The 16,569-nt window shown below is 66.8% G+C and carries 18 protein-coding genes; 6 read left to right on the top strand and 12 right to left on the bottom strand.

Annotated elements, in window-relative coordinates; genetic code table 11:
• Window positions 1-4: 4 nt before the first annotated feature.
• The 4 genes from KWG56_RS05360 to folK all read right to left on the bottom strand — a co-directional run bounded on the left by KWG56_RS05360 (window position 5) and on the right by folK (window position 4,102).
• The gene (locus tag KWG56_RS05360) at window positions 5-763 is read right to left on the bottom strand and encodes an LOG family protein (RefSeq protein ID WP_236261451.1); all 759 of its coding nucleotides are present in this window, start codon (window positions 761-763) and stop codon (window positions 5-7) included.
• Window positions 763-2,919 (bottom strand): RelA/SpoT family protein, encoded by a 2,157-nt coding sequence (locus tag KWG56_RS05365; RefSeq protein WP_219355204.1) that lies wholly within the window; start codon window positions 2,917-2,919, stop codon window positions 763-765. Before KWG56_RS05365 ends, KWG56_RS05360 begins: the two co-directional genes overlap by 1 nt.
• 131 nt (window positions 2,920-3,050) lie before the next feature.
• On the bottom strand, window positions 3,051-3,410 hold the full coding sequence (rpoZ, locus tag KWG56_RS05370; RefSeq protein WP_219353994.1) for a DNA-directed RNA polymerase subunit omega: 360 nt from the start codon (window positions 3,408-3,410) through the stop codon (window positions 3,051-3,053).
• An 89-nt stretch (window positions 3,411-3,499) separates the two neighbouring features.
• The gene (gene folK, locus KWG56_RS05375) at window positions 3,500-4,102 is read right to left on the bottom strand and encodes a 2-amino-4-hydroxy-6-hydroxymethyldihydropteridine diphosphokinase (protein WP_219353995.1); all 603 of its coding nucleotides are present in this window, start codon (window positions 4,100-4,102) and stop codon (window positions 3,500-3,502) included.
• Here folK and KWG56_RS05380 point away from each other — a divergent pair.
• Together KWG56_RS05380 and KWG56_RS05385 are read left to right on the top strand one after the other, a co-directional pair.
• Window positions 4,101-4,643 (top strand): LabA-like NYN domain-containing protein, encoded by a 543-nt coding sequence (locus KWG56_RS05380; protein WP_201100926.1) that lies wholly within the window; start codon window positions 4,101-4,103, stop codon window positions 4,641-4,643. The two genes, folK and KWG56_RS05380, sit on opposite strands and share 2 nt — an antisense overlap.
• Complete coding sequence (locus KWG56_RS05385) at window positions 4,640-5,278, top strand: uracil-DNA glycosylase (RefSeq protein ID WP_201100927.1); 639 nt, start codon at window positions 4,640-4,642, stop codon at window positions 5,276-5,278. Before KWG56_RS05380 ends, KWG56_RS05385 begins: the two co-directional genes overlap by 4 nt.
• 23 nt (window positions 5,279-5,301) lie before the next feature.
• Here KWG56_RS05385 and smpB read toward each other — a convergent pair whose 3' ends face one another.
• Window positions 5,302-5,775, bottom strand: a complete 474-nt coding sequence (gene smpB, locus KWG56_RS05390) for an SsrA-binding protein SmpB (protein ID WP_201100928.1) — start codon at window positions 5,773-5,775, stop codon at window positions 5,302-5,304.
• A complete protein-coding gene (gene dapA / locus KWG56_RS05395; protein WP_219353996.1) occupies window positions 5,775-6,659 on the bottom strand; it encodes a 4-hydroxy-tetrahydrodipicolinate synthase in 885 nt (294 codons plus the stop codon). The genes smpB and dapA overlap by 1 nt, the downstream gene beginning before the upstream one ends.
• Before the next feature lie 121 nt (window positions 6,660-6,780).
• On the opposite strand from dapA, the gene KWG56_RS05400 reads away from it, so the two are divergent.
• Entirely contained in the window at window positions 6,781-8,841 is a 2,061-nt protein-coding gene (locus KWG56_RS05400) for a lytic transglycosylase domain-containing protein (protein WP_244999654.1), read from the top strand.
• A gap of 3 nt (window positions 8,842-8,844) precedes the next feature.
• Here KWG56_RS05400 and KWG56_RS05405 read toward each other — a convergent pair whose 3' ends face one another.
• Genes KWG56_RS05405 through KWG56_RS18725 form a run of 5 tightly spaced genes read right to left on the bottom strand, consistent with a single transcriptional unit; the run spans window position 8,845 to window position 12,350 of the window.
• Window positions 8,845-9,597 carry an ABC transporter ATP-binding protein gene (locus tag KWG56_RS05405; protein WP_244999655.1) on the bottom strand — a complete coding sequence of 251 codons (753 nt, stop codon included), beginning with the start codon at window positions 9,595-9,597 and terminating at the stop codon, window positions 8,845-8,847.
• Complete coding sequence (locus tag KWG56_RS05410) at window positions 9,594-10,583, bottom strand: FecCD family ABC transporter permease (RefSeq protein WP_219353998.1); 990 nt, start codon at window positions 10,581-10,583, stop codon at window positions 9,594-9,596. Before KWG56_RS05410 ends, KWG56_RS05405 begins: the two co-directional genes overlap by 4 nt.
• A complete protein-coding gene (locus KWG56_RS05415; RefSeq protein WP_244999656.1) occupies window positions 10,580-11,386 on the bottom strand; it encodes an ABC transporter substrate-binding protein in 807 nt (268 codons plus the stop codon). The genes KWG56_RS05410 and KWG56_RS05415 overlap by 4 nt, the downstream gene beginning before the upstream one ends.
• Window positions 11,383-12,003 carry a TetR/AcrR family transcriptional regulator gene (locus KWG56_RS05420; protein ID WP_244999730.1) on the bottom strand — a complete coding sequence of 207 codons (621 nt, stop codon included), beginning with the start codon at window positions 12,001-12,003 and terminating at the stop codon, window positions 11,383-11,385. Before KWG56_RS05420 ends, KWG56_RS05415 begins: the two co-directional genes overlap by 4 nt.
• Window positions 12,004-12,026: 23 nt before the next feature.
• Complete coding sequence (locus KWG56_RS18725; RefSeq protein WP_244999657.1) at window positions 12,027-12,350, bottom strand: hypothetical protein; 324 nt, start codon at window positions 12,348-12,350, stop codon at window positions 12,027-12,029.
• Here KWG56_RS18725 and KWG56_RS05425 point away from each other — a divergent pair.
• Genes KWG56_RS05425 through KWG56_RS05435 form a run of 3 tightly spaced genes read left to right on the top strand, consistent with a single transcriptional unit; the run spans window position 12,321 to window position 15,241 of the window.
• A complete protein-coding gene (locus tag KWG56_RS05425; RefSeq protein WP_244999658.1) occupies window positions 12,321-13,505 on the top strand; it encodes a glycosyltransferase in 1,185 nt (394 codons plus the stop codon). The two genes, KWG56_RS18725 and KWG56_RS05425, sit on opposite strands and share 30 nt — an antisense overlap.
• A gap of 18 nt (window positions 13,506-13,523) precedes the next feature.
• Complete coding sequence (locus KWG56_RS05430) at window positions 13,524-14,435, top strand: class I SAM-dependent methyltransferase (RefSeq protein WP_219354001.1); 912 nt, start codon at window positions 13,524-13,526, stop codon at window positions 14,433-14,435.
• Entirely contained in the window at window positions 14,432-15,241 is an 810-nt protein-coding gene (locus KWG56_RS05435; protein WP_219354002.1) for a TrmH family RNA methyltransferase, read from the top strand. Before KWG56_RS05430 ends, KWG56_RS05435 begins: the two co-directional genes overlap by 4 nt.
• Here the strand turns inward: KWG56_RS05435 and KWG56_RS05440 are convergent.
• Window positions 15,238-16,524 carry an MFS transporter gene (locus KWG56_RS05440; RefSeq protein WP_219354003.1) on the bottom strand — a complete coding sequence of 429 codons (1,287 nt, stop codon included), beginning with the start codon at window positions 16,522-16,524 and terminating at the stop codon, window positions 15,238-15,240. The genes KWG56_RS05435 and KWG56_RS05440 overlap by 4 nt on opposite strands.
• Window positions 16,525-16,569: the final 45 nt, after the last annotated feature.

The following is a 16,569-nucleotide window of genomic DNA, read 5'->3' on the forward strand; positions in this document are numbered from 1 at the left end:
CGCCTCACTCGATGTTTTCGTGTGGGCGCAGGCCGCGCGACAGCAGTTCGGCCCAGATGCCTTCGGCGTCCTCGGCAAAACCAATCAGGTCCAGGTCCGCGCGCGCGATCATCCCATGCTCGACCAAGGCTTCGAAACCGATGACCGAGGTCCAATAGGCCTTGTCCACCAGCACGATCGGCACGGCGGGCGCCTTGTTGGTCTGGCGCAAGGTCAGGATTTCAAACAGTTCGTCGAAGGTGCCGAACCCGCCTGGGAAGACCACCAGGGCGTTGGCGCGCATCGCCAGATGCATCTTCCGCATCGCGAAATAGTGGAACAGGAAGGTCAGTTCCGGCGTCGAATAGGCGTTCGGCGCCTGCTCGTGCGGTAGGGTGACATTGAAACCGACGGACGGCGCGCCGATGTCGGTCGCACCGCGATTGGCGGCCTCCATGATGCCGGGCCCGCCGCCGGTGGCGATGACATTGTCTCGCGGCTCGCCGACATTGCCGCGCAGCGCGCCGCCGCGCTCCGACGCCAGTCGCCCAAAGGCCCGCGCGGTCTGGTACCAGGGCTGGTCCTCACGGATGCGCGCGCTGCCGAACACAACAATGGTCGAACGCACGCCCCAGGCCCGCAGGGCCTCTTCCGCCTTGGCGTACTCCATCAGGAACCGCACGCCGCGCATGGAATCGCTCAGCACGAAGTCCTGATCCACAGCAGCCATGCGATAGGATGGCGACGCCATCTGGGCGGTGTTCGGCGTGAAGTCTTGCGTCATTAGCCCCGTGCGCGGTCTACTGAATCAACGGATGGATTGGCCCGCAGCGCCGCCATGATCATGGTGGCGTGTTTGGCGTCCTCGACCTCGACGTCGACGTCGACATCGAAAAAGTCCTGCTGGCGGTGCGCCATCGACAGGTTGATGATGTTGCCGCCCGCCTCGCCGATCAGGGTCGTCACCTGTCCCAGCACTCCGGGGGCATTGCGGATGGTGGCGCGAATGCGGGCGGCGGCGACGGCGTCCGTCTCGGCCTGTGGCGTCCATTGCAGATCGTGCCAGACGGAATCGTCGTCGGCGAAATCGGCCAGGGTCTGGCAGTCAATGGTGTGCACCGTCAGCCCCTTCTCGGGCTCCAGAATGCCGACGATCCGGTCGCCGGGCACGGGGGTGCAGCACTGGCCGAAATGCACGGTGACGCCGGGCGTCAGCCCTCCGCCACGCACGAACAGACGCGCCGTTCCGCCTTCGATCCGCTGCTTCTCGGGCCCGGCCATCAGCCGCCCCTTCAGCGAGGGGAACAGGGTTTCGGCGACCGAACTGGGCGACAGGCGCCCCCGGCCCAGCTCCTCGAACAGGTCGTCTTCCGCCGTCAGCGCCAGGTTCTCCAGAACCGGCTTCAGCGACACCTCGGCCAGGGTCTTCTCGACCCGGCTCAGCGTCTGTTGCAGGGCGACGCGGCCCAGTTTGACGAACTCATCGCGCTCTGACGTGCGGATATGGCGGCGGATGGCCGAACGCGCACGGCCCGTGACCGTCAGACTGCGCCAGTCGGCAGGCACTTCGCGCTTGGCGCCGCGGATGATCTCCACCACGTCACCGTTCTGCAGCGAGGTGCGCATCGGCTTCAGTTCGCCGTTCACCTTGACCCCGACCGCCGTGTCCCCGACCTCGGTATGAACGGCATAGGCGAAGTCCAGCGGCATCCCCCCGCGCGGCAGGGTCACCAGCTTGCCCTTGGGCGTGAAGACGAAGACCTGGTCCAGGTACATCTCCAGCTTGGCGTGTTCGACCCAGTCCTCGCCGCCTTCGCCGTGCTCGATGACCTGAACCAGATGGCGCAGGTTCTGCAGCGGGTCGCGCCCCCCGCCCTTCTCCATCGCTTCACGGTCAAAGCCATAGGACTGGTTCTTGTAGCGCCAGTGGGCCGCAACCCCGTCCTCGGCGACCCGGTCCATCGACTCGGTGCGGATCTGCATTTCGATCCGCAGGCCGCGCGGGCCGACGACCGTGGTGTGCAGCGAGCGATAGTTGTTCGACTTGGGCGTCGAAATGAAGTCCTTGAACCGCTCGGGCACCATCGGCCATTCGCGGTGGATCACGCCCATGGCGCGGTAACAGTCATCCTCGGCGTCAACGATGACGCGGAACCCGTAGATGTCCGACAGCGACGAGAAGCCGACCGATTTGCGCTGCAGTTTGCGCCAGATCGAATAGGGCGTCTTCTGACGACCGAAGACCCGCGCCTTGACGCCCGCCTCTGACAGGACGCGTTCGACCTCGCCCGAGACACCTTCGATGGCCTGGCCATGCTCTAGCTTCAGCGCCTCCAGACGCCGCTCGATGGCGGTCTTGGCGGTGGGGTTCAGATGAGTGAAGGCCAGTTCTTCCAGCTCGGACGCGATCGAGTGGATGCCGATGGAGCGGCCCAGCGGCGCATAGACCTCCAGCGTCTCGCGGCTGATCCGCTCGCGCTTCTCCGGCTTCACATACTGAAGCGTGCGCATGTTGTGCAGGCGGTCGGCCAGCTTGACCAGCAGCACCCGCACGTCCCGGCTGATGGCCAGGATGAATTTGCGCAGGTTCTCGGCCTGGCGCGTATGTTCGGCCTGCAGCTCCAGCCGCGACAGCTTGGTCACGCCCTCGACCAGCACGGCGATCTCTTCGCCGAACATCTCCGCAATGTCGTCGCGCGTCGCAGACGTATCCTCGACCACGTCATGCAGCAGGGCCGTGACGATGGTGGCGGTGTCGAGCTTGTAGTCGGTCAGTATGCCCGCGACCTGGATCGGGTGGGCGAAATAGGGATCGCCCGAGGCCCGCAGCTGCGAGCCGTGCATCTTCATCGCATAGACGTAGGCGCGGTTCAGCAGCGCTTCGTCGGCGGTGGGGTCATAGGCCTTAACGGCCTCGATCAACTCGAACTGGCGCAGGATCGGTGCGCGTTTGACCGCCGGAGTTTCCTCGCCAGCGGTCTTTGATTCGCTTTTGTTCGCACCTTGGTGCGCCGGCGGAACCGTCTCGGTCCGCGCCGGCAGGATAGTGACGCCTGAGGATGCCTCTTGCGTCAGTAGCGCTCCTCCTGACCGCCGTCGCGGTCGCTTTGCAGCGCGCGGATCAGCTCGGCCTCGGCCATGTTCATGTGTTGCGGCTCAGCCAGCAGGGCGACGACTTCAGCTTCGTCCTCGGCTTCAGTCCGCTCATCGACGCGTTGCAGCGTGGTGATGATGGTTTCGCGCAGTTCGTCAGGCACCACAGTGTCGTCTGCGATTTCGCGCAGGGCGACGACCGGGTTCTTGTCGTTATCGCGGTCGATGGTCAGGGCGGCGCCGTTGGCGATGCTGCGGGCGCGGTGACCGGCCAGCAGAACCAGACCAAAGCGGTTCGGAACCTTCTCGATGCAGTCTTCGACGGTGACGCGGGCCATGAAATTCCTCGAACGCGGGGGAGAACCGCGTCAAATACAGATAGGGGCTATGTTTTGCAACGCCAGAGGGGCGGAAGTTGGGCGTTGCCTCAGTCGGCTTGCCCGGGCTCAGCACGAATGGGGCGCGCATCCCGCCCCACTGACGCCGTCTGCGCCAGATTCGCCGCCGTCTGGCCATTGACCGGATGCACCCACTCCGGCGCGATCTGCGCAACCGGCCCCATGACGAACAGGCGGTCCGCCGCGCGCGGATGCGGCAGGATCAGCCCGTCCAGATCGCCGCTCAGCCGCCCATAGGCCACCAAGTCCAGGTCCAGGGTGCGCGGCGCGTTGCGGGTGGAGCGTTCACGTCCGAAGGCGTCCTCGATCCGGCCCAGCGTCGCCATCAATGCGTGGGGATCGTGCTCCGTGCGGACAATCACCACGCCGTTCAGAAAGGGCGGGTCCTGCGGATCGGGCCAGGCCATCGAACGCCACCAGGACGACCGCGCCAACACATCGACGCCCTCGCTGCGGAATCTGGCCAGTGAAGCTTCCAGCACAGCTTCATTTGACGGCCACACCCCCTTGTCATTGCAGCCCAGCGCCACGATGACTGCGTCGTTCAGGTTCAGCGTCTCATCGATTCCCACGTCGATCCGAGCGTCGGCGCGGACGCCATTTTCTTCATTCCTATTGACGGCTTCGACCATGTTTCATTCCACCGACCGGCTGGCGATCTTCATCGACGGCTCGAACCTCTATTCCGCCGCCCGCGCCCTGCAGCACGATCTGGACTTCAAGCGGATGCTGGACTGGTTCCGGGCCAAGTCCATTCTGACACGCGCCTATTATTACACGGCCATCGTCGAGGGCGAAGAATTCTCGCCGGTCAAGCCGCTGATCGACTGGCTCGACTACAACGGCTTCTCGGTCGTCACCAAGCCGGTGAAACGTTTCACCGATGGCCAGGGCCACAGCCGCATCAAGGGCAATATGGACATCGAGATCGCGGTGGACATGATGGAGCTGGCGCCCGCGCTGGACCACATCGTCCTCTTCTCCGGGGATGGGGATTTCCGCCGCGCGGTCCAGTCGATCCAGGCCAAGGGCGTGCGCGTCACCGTCATCTCGACCCAAAAGACCCAGCCGCCGCACATCGCTGACGAACTGCGCCGTCAGGCCGACGCCTTCCTGGACCTCAATGACCTGATGAGCGAGTTCGGACGCCCCAAGAGCGGCGGCGGACAATGAGCCTGACGCCGGAGCCTGCGCGCGACTGTCCGCTGTGCCCGCGCCTGGTTGAATACCGCCACGAGAATGCGCGCAAGGATCCCGACTGGTGGAACGGCCCTGCCCCGTCGTTCGGCGATCCCAACGCACGGCTGCTGATCGCGGGTCTGGCGCCGGGCCGCACAGGCGCGAACCGCACAGGCCGTCCCTTCACCGGCGACCACGCAGGCTGGCTGCTGTATGACACATTGAAGAAGACCGGCTTCGCGCACGGGACCTATGACCCGGACGGCCATGACGACCTGACGCTGACGGACTGCATGATCACCAATGCGGTCCGCTGCGCACCGCCCGGCAACAAGCCCCTGCCCATCGAAGAAACGACCTGTCGGCCCTTCCTGATCGACCGGCTGAAGCTGTTGCCCAATCTGAAGGTCATCGTGACCCTGGGCGACGTTTCCCGTCGAAACATCCTAAAGGCCTTCGGACGCCCCGGCACGGCCATGCCCGCCGGTCACGGCGCGGAGGGGCAAGCGGGCGGCTATGTGATCCTGAATTCCTATCACTGCTCGCGCCTGAACACGAACACAGGCCGCCTGACGCCCGAGATGTTCGAAGCCATCTTCGAACGCGCCAAGGCTTTGATCGCCGCCTAGGGCCGACGGCGCGGGCGAAGGCGTCAGCCCTTGTCCCGCATCAGGCGCGCCTTGTCGCGCTGCCAGTCGCGTTCGGCGGAGGCTTCACGCTTGTCGTGCAGTTTCTTGCCCTTGGCCAGGGCGATCTCCAGCTTCGCCTTGCCCGCATCGTTCAGGTAGAGCTTCAGCGGAATGATCGTCTGGCCGTCGCGCTGGACGGCGCCGATCAGCCGGTCGATCTGCTTTCTGTGCAGCAGCAGCTTACGCGGGCGGCGCGGCTCGTGGTTGAAGCGATAAGCCTGTTTGTACGGCGGGATGTCGGCGTTGATCAGCACGATCTCGCGCCCCTCCACCGCCGCATAGCTCTCGGCGATATTGGCCCGGCCGTCGCGCAGCGCCTTGATCTCGGTGCCCAGCAACTGAATGCCGGCCTCGATATTGTCCTCAAGGAAATAGTCGAACCGCGCGCGGCGGTTCTCGGCGATCAGCTTGGATTTGGACTGGGGTTTCGGCGCCATTAGGTCACGCCCGCTTCCGCCATGGCTCGGTCGATGATCGGCTTGACGGCGTCCGATGTCGGCGACAGCGGCAGGCGCGCCTCCTCATTGCACAGGCCCAGCTTGGCCAGGGCGTACTTGGTCGGCGCGGGCGAATTGTCCAGGAACAGCGCCTTGCCCAGTCCTATCAGCCGGTCCTGCCAGGTGCGGGCCGTGGCGTAGTCGCCCGCCGCAGCGGCATTGTGCAGGGCGACCATGGCTTCGGGCGCAACATTTGACGCCACCGAGATCAGACCGACCCCGCCCGTGGCGTGATAGCCCAGATAGCTCAGGTCATCGCCCGAGATCAGGTCGAACTGGCCATCGATGTTTGTGCGCATCCAGCTGACGCGGCTCATGTCGCCGGTGGCGTCCTTGATGCCGACGATATTCGGATGTTCGGCTAGGCGGGCCACGGTTTCGTTGGCCAGATCAACCCCCGTCCGTCCCGGCACGTTATAGAGCAGGATCGGCAGTTGGACGGCGTCGGCGATGGCCTCGAAATGCGCAGCCATGCCCGCCTGCGACGGGCGGATGTAATAGGGCGTGACCACCAACGCCCCGTCCGCGCCCACAGTCTTGGCATGGCGGGTCAAGTCAATGGCTTCCTTGGTGTAGGGCGAACCCGTCCCGGCGATGACGCTGACGCGCCCCGCCGCCAGCCGCACGCACAGTTCGATGACATGCTTGTGCTCGTCCAGATCCATGCTGGCGCCCTCGCCCGTCGTGCCCATCGGCACGACGCCGTGCACCCCTGCGGCGATCTGGCGCTCAAGAAGTTTGGCGAATGCGGCCTCGTCCACGTTTCCGTCACGAAGAGGTGTGATCAGGGCGGTGATCACGCCCTTGAACAAGGGGGCGTTCATGGAACTAAGCTAGCCTGCGTGGGAGCGGCGAAGGACACATGTCCAAAGCCTTTTCAGAGCGCGGGAAGTTATGTCGCCAGCGGCTTCGCCGCAACCGGATTGAATGAGAACAGGACAGATCATGATTGCGACAAGTCTGGCGGCCGCCCTGGCAGTGCTCGCACCCAACCCGCAGGACGTGTCCTCCGGCCCGGTGCCCTACTCGTCCGTGCAGCCTGTCAGCGTGCCTCAGTCGACCTATCATGGCCGTCGCGTCCTGAACGATCAGGACACAGCCTATTTCCGCCAGGGTCTGGCGGCGGCCCGCGCGCGAAACATCGGCGCGACCCAGGCGGCCATGTCCCAGATCAGCGACCCCGCCGCCCGAAAGCTGGTTCAATGGGCGCTGATCGACACGACCGGCGAACAGCTGTCTTATTCGGAACTGGCGCAGACCCAGACGACCATGGCCGGATGGCCGCGCGCCGAATCACGCCGTATCGCCACGGAAAAGGCGCTGGATCGTTCCGGCGCCGGTCCGGACGCGGCCCTGGCCCTGTTCGCCGACAGCCCGCCGACAACCGTAGAGGGCGCCATCGCCTATGCTTCGGCGCTGGAGCAGCGCGGACGCCAGAGCCAGGCGCGGGATCTGATTCGCGACTGGTGGCGCACCCAGTCCTTCGACGACGCCCCCCAAAGCCGCATCCTGTCGCGCTGGAGCTCTTGGCTGTCCCCTGCGGACCACGAGACGCGCCTGAACATGCTGCTGCTTGGCCCGCACGGCCCTGCGACACGTTCGATGGTCGCGCTGGTGTCGCCGGAGCGGGCTTTCATCGCCAATACAGTCATGAACCTGCGCAGCGCCTACAGCCCCGACGCCGTGGTCGCCGGCCTGTCGCCCGCCCAGGCGAATGATCCCGCCGTGGTGCTGGAGCGGGTTCGCATCCTGCGTTCGCAGAACCGCCAGCTGGAGGCCTTCCCCCTGCTGGCCAGCCTACCGCCTGCGCCGGCCCACACGACGGGCGACAACACCCTGTGGACCGAGCGGCGCAACTATTTCCTCGACGCCCTGCAACGGAACAACTGGCAGGCCGCCTATGACGCCATGAACGGCCACGGCTTCACCTCGGGCGACCGGATGGTGGACGCCGAGTTCTTCGCCGGTTGGGTCGCGCTGACCAAGCTGAACCGGCCCGAGGTGGCGGCCCGTCATTTCGAGGCCCTGCGCAGCGCCTCTTCGACTCCCATCACACAGGGTCGCGCCTTCTACTGGCTGGGCCGGGCCGCAGAGGCGCGCGGCGAGCGTCAGGCCGCCCAGAACTATTACCGCAGCGGCGCCCAGCACTGGCAGACCTTCTATGGCCAGCTGGCGGCTGAAAAGGCCGGTCTGACCACGCTGCAACTGCCCGGAGAACCGGCTCCGACCCAGGCCGACATCGCTGCGTTCGAAGGCAATGAGGTCGTGCGCGCGACCCGCATTCTGGGCGAAACGGGCGAAACCACCCTGCTGCGGGTCTTCGCCTACAAGCTGGATGACGACCTGCCGACTATCGAGGGCCTGGCCCAGCTGATGGACCTGTCGCGCAGCTATGGCGAAGACTTCACCGCCATGATGGTGGGCCGCGCGGCCAGCCAGCGCGGCTTCGTCATGCCCGAACGCATGTACCCCGTCCGCATCCCGCCCCAGGTCGCAGGCGCCGCGCCGCTGGAATTCACCCAGGCCATCACGCGCCAGGAATCCAGCTTCGACCCGCGCGCCCGCTCTCACGCCGATGCGCGCGGCATGATGCAGTTCCTGCCCGCCACGGCGGCCGGGGTCGCCCGCCGTCTGGGCATGGGCTATTCGCCCGACCGCCTGTGGGATCCCGACTACAACATGACCCTGGGCAGCTATCACCTTGGCGAGCTGATGGCGTCGAACAACGGCTCCATGCTGCTGGCGACGGTGGGCTACAACGCCGGTCCGGCCCGTCCGAGCCAGTGGATTGCGCGCTGCGGTGATCCCCGCGGCGACGTCAACGCCACCATCGACTTCATCGAATGCGCGCCCTTCACCGAGACGCGCAACTACATGATGCGGGTGATGGAGAATATGGCGGTGTACAAGGCCCGCCTGAACGGCGGCACGGCCCCCCTGACGCCGTCCGCTGACATCGCGCGCGGCACCGCCGCCGGTCCGCGCCCCTACGCAGGCAGCAACTAAGACCTAAGCCCGGCGGGCCGCCAGCAGCGGCCCGTTGGGCGCCTCGATCCATTCCCCGTCCAGCCCGAACACCGAACGCAGGACGGTGGGGGACAGGGCCTCTATCGGCGCGCCCTGCGCGATCACCCGGCCTTGATCCAGCACCACGACGCGATCCGCGAACCCCGCCGCCAGCGTCAGGTCGTGCAGGCTGACCAGAACGCCCGCCCCCGCATCGGCCCGGGCCCTCAGCCGTTCCAGAACCAGCCGTTGTGCATCCGGGTCCAGACCTGCAATCGGTTCATCAGCCAGCAGCAACGGCGCACCGACGACCAGAGCCCGCGCCAGCAGCACCCGCGCCCGCTCGCCCCCCGACATATCCGCCACGCCCCGGTCGATCAGATGCCCCGCCCCGACCTCGATCAGAGCGGCCTCGGCACGAGCCATGGCGTCACCGCCCGACAGGAAGGGCGCGCCCAGCGCCGCCACCTCGAACGCAGGCAGGTTCCAGGCGATCCGCCGCTCCTGCGGCAGATAGGCGACCCGCTCGGCGCGCTGGCGATGCGACAGTCCACGCAGATCATCACCGTCCAGCCGCACCGCGCCGCCCGTCAGCGGCGCCAGCCCGACCGCCGCGCGGATGGCGCTGCTCTTGCCCGCGCCATTGGGTCCGCAAAGGGCCACCACCTCGCCCGCCCCGACCGTCAGGTCGACGCCGCTCAGCACTGCCTGTTTGCCCAGACGTGCGCTCACCTTCTCCAGCGACAGCAGGTTCACAGCCGCCACTCCCGCGCGGCGCGCCAAGCAATCAACGCAAACAGAGGCGCGCCGATCAGGGCGGTGAAGACGCCCAGCTTCAGTTCCTGATCCGTCGGCGTCAGCCGCGCCAACAGGTCTGCGATCACCAGCATCAGCCCACCCGCCAGGGCCGACGGCGCCAATATCCGGCCCGCATCGCCTCGCACCGCCGCCCGCACCAGATGGGGCGCCGCCAGACCCACGAACCCGATCACCCCCGCCACAGCCACCGCCGCCCCGGTCGCCAGCGCCGCCGCGATCAGTGCGAACGCCCGCAACCGCCCCATCGACAGGCCCGACGCTGCCGCCCCTTCTTCGCCGAGGGTCAGCATCTTCAGGCCCGGCGAGGCCAGAACGGAGAACACCGCCGACACCAGAACGGCAGGCGTCACCCAGGCCAGATCGACCCAGCTGCGGTTCTGCACCGATCCCAGCAGCCACGACATCACCTCTGCCTGCGCAATCGGCGACGGCGACAGGTTGAAGATCAGCGCCGTCAATGCGCCTGCGAAACTGGACAGGGCCACCCCGAACAGGATCAGGGCTTCCGGCGCGCGCATGGCGCTGGAGGCGGCGATCAGCATGGCCCCGGCCAGTCCTGCGCCGATCAGGGCCGAAACCTCGACCAGCCCGGGAACCGCAGCCGCCCCCATGACAATAGCAAGGGCTGCGCCCAGCGCCGCCGTCGCCGACACGCCCAGCACGCCGGGGTCCGCCAGCGGATTGCGCAACAGCCCCTGCATCACCGCGCCCGCCAGACCCAACGCCGCCCCGACGGCCAGGGCGCAGACCGCCCTCGGCGCTCGCACCTGCCACAGGACCTCCCACGGCCCGGACGTCGGATCACCAAAGCCCGCCGCATATTGCGCCCGATCAAAGCCGGTTTCGCCAATCAGGATCGCCAGCGCCAGGGCGGCGATCACGCACAGCCCCAGGCCAAGACACAGCCGCACCGTCCGGCTCATGACCGCCCCTTCGCCATGATCGCCACGCCGTCCGCTGCAAACCACGCCGGACAGGTCAGCACCGCCGCAGGCAGCTGCGCCGCCGTCTTGCCCTGGGCCGCGCGCCACACCACCGGATGACGCCCCGGCCCGCGCCAGTCGGATCGCAGCATGTCAAAGAAGCCCAGCACGAACCGCATCGGCGGATGCATGGCGATCCGCTCGACGCTGTATGCGCCGAAACCCGGCTTTTCGGTCAGATTGTCGAACCCCGCCGCCCGCATCATGGCGTCGACCAGAGTGCCCGCGCCCGCCGTGAACCCGCCCGCTGTCAGATAGACCGCGCCCGGACGCGTCGCCGCGGCCTGGGGCACCGCCGCCGCCAGCTTGTCCCGCATCGCCTGCTCCAGACGACGCCCGCGCTCGACCTGGCCCAAACCGGCGGCGACGTTGCGGATATCGGCGCTGATCCCGTCAAAGTCGGTGGCGTCTTCGATGTTCAGAACCCGTGTCCCGCGCTTTTCCAGTGCGGCCAGCAGACGCGGCTCCCCGCCCCAGTAGCGCACCACCACATCGGGCTGGAACCCGATGGCGGCCTCCAGCGTCGGGCGCACCTGGAGATGGCCCGCGGCCTGACGCCTCATCCAGGAATCGGGATCGTCGGCGCGCGGCGACAGGGCCAGTTCGGCGTCCGGCGCCAAAGCCAGAACATATTGATCCGCGCACTGATCAAGCGCCATGATCCGCAATGGACGGGCATTCGCCTGCCCCGCCGCCAAAACCGCCAAACCCGTGGCCAAGCCGGCGGCCAGCAGCCGTCTCACGGTTTCAGCAGCCCAGTGAACACGGCGTCCAGGGTCGTATCGACCACCAGCTGACGATCCGCCCATGGAAAATAGGTCTTGGTGATAATCAACGACACCACCCCGTGCGCGGCGGCCCAGATCGACTGGGCGATGGCGCGCGGTTCGCCGCTCATCCGACCAGACGCCACCGTTTCCGCCACGACGGCTTCGAAGGCGACGAAGACGTTGAAGCCCAGTTCCTGCGCCAGGGTCTGTGCGCCGTCGCGCGCCTCAACCGGACGCGTTAGATAGATCAGGCGATAGGCGTTGGGATTGGCGAATCCGAAATCGACATAGGCGTCGATCATCCCGCGCAGACGCACTTCCGGCGGCCCGTCCTCCGACGCCAGGTTTTCGGTGGAGGCGATCAGCTCCTCAAAGGCGACGCGGCAGATTTCCTGCAGGATTTCGCCCTTGTCGGCGAAATGCATGTAGAGCGCGGTCGAGGACAGGCCGACTTCCTCCGCGATCTTGCGGATGGTGGCGCCCTCATAGCCGAACTCGACAAAGATGCGTTCGGCGGCGGCCAGGATCTCGCCACGGCGGGAATGGCCCTCCCCCTTGGGCTTTCGATTTGAGCGCGAAGAGGTCGACACGGCGGACAAACGAAGACTCCGGTTCAGCAACGTCCTGCATAGCGACAATCGCGACGCGGCGCCAACAGCAGCGACGCATCCGGTTGACGGACGCGCGCTTTGAGGTTGTATGCGAACTGGAGGGCGGAATAATGGACGCGACCAGCGAAGGACGCCAATGCGCCGACAGGATCGGGCCGACGCGCGCCCAGTGGCTCCTCATCGCCTTGATAGCGGGGGTTGTGGCCCTCGGCCTTGTTCTCCGTCCCGCCCTGACGCTTTTCTGTCTTTCCTGTGTCATTGCCGTCGGGTTTCTGATTGCGGCGGCGTGGCGCTTCGTGCTCGTCGTCGCCAGCCTTGCGCCGCACCACAGGGCTCCCACGCCTGCTCGGTGGCCGCGCTATACGATCCTGGCGGCCTTGCATGATGAGGCGGCGGTGACGCCGCGCCTGATCTCGAACCTGTCGCGCATCGACTATCCCCGTAATCGACTGGAAGGCTTCCTGGTGTTGGAAGCCCACGATCAGGCGACCATCGACGTCGCCATGGCCACACCTAAACCGTCATGGCTGAAGATCATCATTGTCCCGCCCGGATCGCCCCAGACCAAGCCGCGCGCGCTGAACCACGCCCTGTCCCAGGCGAAGGGCGAATTGCTGACCATCTATGACGCCGAGGACGAACCCGATCCTCAGCAGCTCCGTCAGTCAGCAGCCCGGTTCGCCGCCGACCCCAAACTGGGTTGTCTGCAGGCCCCTCTTCGCATCCGCCGCATAGATAAAGCGCCCAGCCCCTCACGCTTCCTGGACCGGCAGTTCGCCTTTGAATACGCCGCCCTGTTTGAGGTGACCCTGCCCGGCATGGCGCGGCTTGGCCTGCCCTTCCCCCTGGGCGGCACCAGCAATCATGTCCGCACCTCCGCTCTGCGCGGTGTCGGCGGGTGGGACGCGCATAATGTCACCGAGGACGCCGATCTCGGGTTCCGGCTCTGGTCGGCGGGCTGGGGGATGGGGGTGATCGACGCCCCGACATGGGAGACGCCGCCGGGCGCGCTGGAGCGTTGGCTGCCGCAACGCACCCGCTGGCTGAAGGGCTACTGGGGCGTCCACACCCGTTCGCCTCTGCAGTTGGGACGACGCGGGCTGGTGTCCCTGCTGATGACGCTCGGCGCCGCAATCGTCTCGGCCGGCGCCCATGCCCCGACCCTGGCCTGGCTGGCGTCCGCCGTCCTGATCGGGGTTCATGCCGGGATCACGCCCGCCACGCCGATTGTCGTCATCAGCGTGCTGAGCCTGGGCGTCATCGCCGCCATGATGACCTGTGCGGTCGGCGCCCGGCGTGCAGGCTTGCGATACGGGCTGACGGACATGCTGTCGGCGCCCGCCTACTGGTCCCTGCTCAGCCTCGCCTTCGTGCACGCCTTCTGGCGGCTGATTGTCGAACCCTATGTCTGGGACAAGACCCAGCACGACGCCGAACACGGCGCCTCTGATGCGATGGACGCTGGACGCGAGGCGGCCTGAGCGCCTATCAGCCCGACGATGGCTCCCGTCCTTTCCAAGACCCCCGAAACGCTCGTGACCCGCGGCTGGTCCGACTACGCCCTGCTGGACAGCGGCGACGGCAAGAAGCTGGAACGCTATGGCCGCTACACCGTCGTTCGGCCCGAGCCGCAGTGTTTCTGGTCGCCGCGCGATCCCGCCGCCTTTGAGGCCGCCACCGCCCTCTTCGATCCGCAGCAGGAAGAAGAGGATTCCGGCCGCTGGAAGTTCGACAAGCATGGCCCTGTCGACGCCTTCCCCCTGAAATGGCGAGACGTGAAGTTCACGGGCCGCTTCACTCCCTTCCGTCACCTGGCCTTCTTCCCTGAACAGGCCGCCAACTGGGAGTGGCTGGATGCGCGGGTGCGCAGCTTCTCGCAATCGCAGGGCCGCGCGCCCAAACTGCTGAACCTGTTCGGCTATACCGGCGTGGCCAGCCTGGCCGCCGCTGCGGCTGGCGCCGAGGTCACCCACGTCGACGCCTCCAAGAAGTCCGTCAACTACGCCCGCGAGAACGCCGAACAGTCCGGCCTGGCCCAACATCCGATCCGCTGGATCGTCGAGGACGCCCGCAAATATGCGGCGCGCGAGGTTCGTCGAGGCTCCAAATACGACGGCGTCATCCTGGACCCGCCCAAATACGGCCGCGGGCCGACGGGCGAGGTCTGGCGCCTGTTCGAGGACATGCCCGTCCTGCTGAAGGACTGCGCCGCGCTTCTGGCCGACGATGCCGACTTCCTGTTGCTGAACGCCTACGCCGCCCGCGTGTCCGGTCTGTCGCTGGCGCACCTGATGGCCGAGGCGACCCAGGATCGCGGCGGGCGCATCGACTGGGGCGAACTGGCCCTGTCCGAAGACGGCCCGGACGCCCGCGCCATCGGCCTGTCCTTCTTTGCGCGGTGGAGCAAATGAGCGTTCGCGAAGAATACCGCGTCATCACCTCGCTGACGAACGACACCATCAAGTCCGTCCGGGCGCTGCACATGCGCAAGGAACGCGACCTGACCGGGACCTTCCTGGCCGAGGGTCTAAAGTTCATCGGCGAGGCGCTGGATCAGGGTCGCGCGCCGAAAATGCTGCTGGTCGGCGAAGACGCACGCCCGCATCCGTTGCTGGATCGCGCCAAGACCGAAACCCGCAAGGCGGGCGGCGACATCATCATCGTCACCCACGCCATCCTGGAAAAGATCAGCCGCCGCGACAATCCGCAGACGGTGCTGGGCGTGTTCGAACAGGCCTATGCGCCCCTGGACAGCCTGAACCCCGCCTCGGCCCCCTGCTGGGTCGCGCTGGAGCAGGTGCGTGATCCGGGCAATCTGGGCACCATCATCCGCACGGCGGACGCTGCGGGCTGCGGCGGGGTCATCCTGATCGGGGATTGCGTCGATCCCTATTCGGTCGAGGCCGTGCGCGCGACCATGGGCTCGGTCTTCGCCGTGTCGATCACCAAGACAACGCCGGAAGCCTTTGTGGCGTGGCGCCAGTCCTGGCCCGGCAGCGTCGTCGGCACGCGCCTGGACGCCACGGTCAGCCATCGCTCGGCGGTGATGCAGAAGCCGTCGCTCATCCTGATGGGCAACGAACAGGCCGGCCTGACCGACCAACTGGCCGCCGCCTGTGACGTCAACGTCAAGATCCCGATGCGCGGCCGGGCCGACAGCCTGAACCTGGCCATCGCCACCGGGATCATGGTCTATGCGGCGACCGACGAAGCCTAAAGCTCCGTCTCCGGCGCCACCCGGCCCAGCATCCACAGGGCCAGAATGCTGATCACGGCGGAGCCGGCCAGATAACCGCCGACCGCCACCGGCCCGAACGTCGTCGCCAGCTTCATGGCGATGAAGGGCGCCAGCGACGCACCGATGATGCCCGCCAGGTTGAAGGCCATCGACGCGCCCGTATAGCGGACCGTCGTCGGGAACGGCCGCGCCATCGCGGCTCCAATCGGTCCGTAGGTGCAGCCCATCAGGCCGAAACCCAGGGCGAAGAAGATCAGCAGGCCCGTCAGGCCCAGGCCGAACAGCGGGGCGAACAGCATCCCGAACAGGCCGATCCCGACCGACGACCAGATCAGCACCTTCACCTGTCCGTACCTGTCAGCCAGCAGCGCGGTCACGGGGATGAAGGCGGCGAAGAACAGCACCCCGATCAACTGGATCGGCAGCACGTCGGCCCGCGCCAGACCCATGCCCGTCGTCGCCCAGCCCAGGGCGAAGACCGTCATCAGATAGAAGAGCGTAAAGGTCGTTACGCCGCTGAACGTGCCCAGCACCAGCGCCGCCTTGTGGTTGGCGAACAGGGTCACGGCGGGCGCCTTCACCCGCTCATGCCGGTCGACGACCTTCTGGAACTCCGGCGTCTCGGTGATCTTCAGTCGGACCCACAAGCCGACGAACACCAGAAGCGCGCTGGCGATGAACGGAATGCGCCAGCCCCAGGTCTCGAACGCGCCCTCGCTCATAGTCGAGGTCAGAATGATGAAGGAGGCGGTCGACAGGATGAAGCCGATGGGCGCGCCCAACTGCGGGAACATGCCGAACCAGGCCTTCTTGCCCGGAGGTGCGTTCTCGGTGGCCAGCAGCACCGCTCCGCCCCACTCGCCGCCCAGACCCAGACCCTGACCGAACCGGCACAGCGCCAGCAGCAGCGGCGCGACGATGCCGACCGACTCGTGGGTCGGCAGAACCCCGATGGCGACCGTCGACAGGCCCATGGTCATCAGAGCCGCGACCAGCGTGGCCTTGCGTCCCACCTTGTCGCCGAAATGGCCGAACGCCAACGCACCGATGGGCCGCGCGAAGAAGGCGATGGAGAAGGTCGCGAACGACGACAGCATGGCCGTGGTCGGGTCGCCGCCGGGGAAGAACAGGCGCGGAAACACCAGCACCGCCGCCGTGGCGTAGATGTAGAAGTCGTAGAACTCGATCGTCGTGCCGATCAGGCTGGCGAAAAGAACGCGCCCATTCCGGGCGGTTGGCGAAACTTTCTTGGCGTCTGACACGGGCTTGTCCTGATTCAACGCAACGGCAATGCTGCGATCCCCGGT

The organism is Brevundimonas nasdae (assembly GCF_019395145.1).
Taxonomy (GTDB): domain Bacteria; phylum Pseudomonadota; class Alphaproteobacteria; order Caulobacterales; family Caulobacteraceae; genus Brevundimonas; species Brevundimonas nasdae.

Bases quoted from the DNA above. Each gene is read 5' to 3' on its own strand.
- KWG56_RS05360 (WP_236261451.1), bottom strand. From the start codon at position 763: ATGACGCAAGACTTCACGCCGAACACCGCCCAGATGGCGTCGCCATCC.
- rpoZ (WP_219353994.1), bottom strand. From the start codon at position 3,410: ATGGCCCGCGTCACCGTCGAAGACTGCATCGAGAAGGTTCCGAACCGC.
- KWG56_RS05380 (WP_201100926.1), top strand. From the start codon at position 4,101: ATGTTTCATTCCACCGACCGGCTGGCGATCTTCATCGACGGCTCGAAC.
- folK (WP_219353995.1), bottom strand. From the start codon at position 4,102: ATGGTCGAAGCCGTCAATAGGAATGAAGAAAATGGCGTCCGCGCCGAC.
- KWG56_RS05385 (WP_201100927.1), top strand. From the start codon at position 4,640: ATGAGCCTGACGCCGGAGCCTGCGCGCGACTGTCCGCTGTGCCCGCGC.
- smpB (WP_201100928.1), bottom strand. From the start codon at position 5,775: ATGGCGCCGAAACCCCAGTCCAAATCCAAGCTGATCGCCGAGAACCGC.
- dapA (WP_219353996.1), bottom strand. From the start codon at position 6,659: ATGAACGCCCCCTTGTTCAAGGGCGTGATCACCGCCCTGATCACACCT.
- KWG56_RS05400 (WP_244999654.1), top strand. From the start codon at position 6,781: ATGATTGCGACAAGTCTGGCGGCCGCCCTGGCAGTGCTCGCACCCAAC.
- KWG56_RS05410 (WP_219353998.1), bottom strand. From the start codon at position 10,583: ATGAGCCGGACGGTGCGGCTGTGTCTTGGCCTGGGGCTGTGCGTGATC.
- KWG56_RS05430 (WP_219354001.1), top strand. From the start codon at position 13,524: ATGGCTCCCGTCCTTTCCAAGACCCCCGAAACGCTCGTGACCCGCGGC.
- KWG56_RS05435 (WP_219354002.1), top strand. From the start codon at position 14,432: ATGAGCGTTCGCGAAGAATACCGCGTCATCACCTCGCTGACGAACGAC.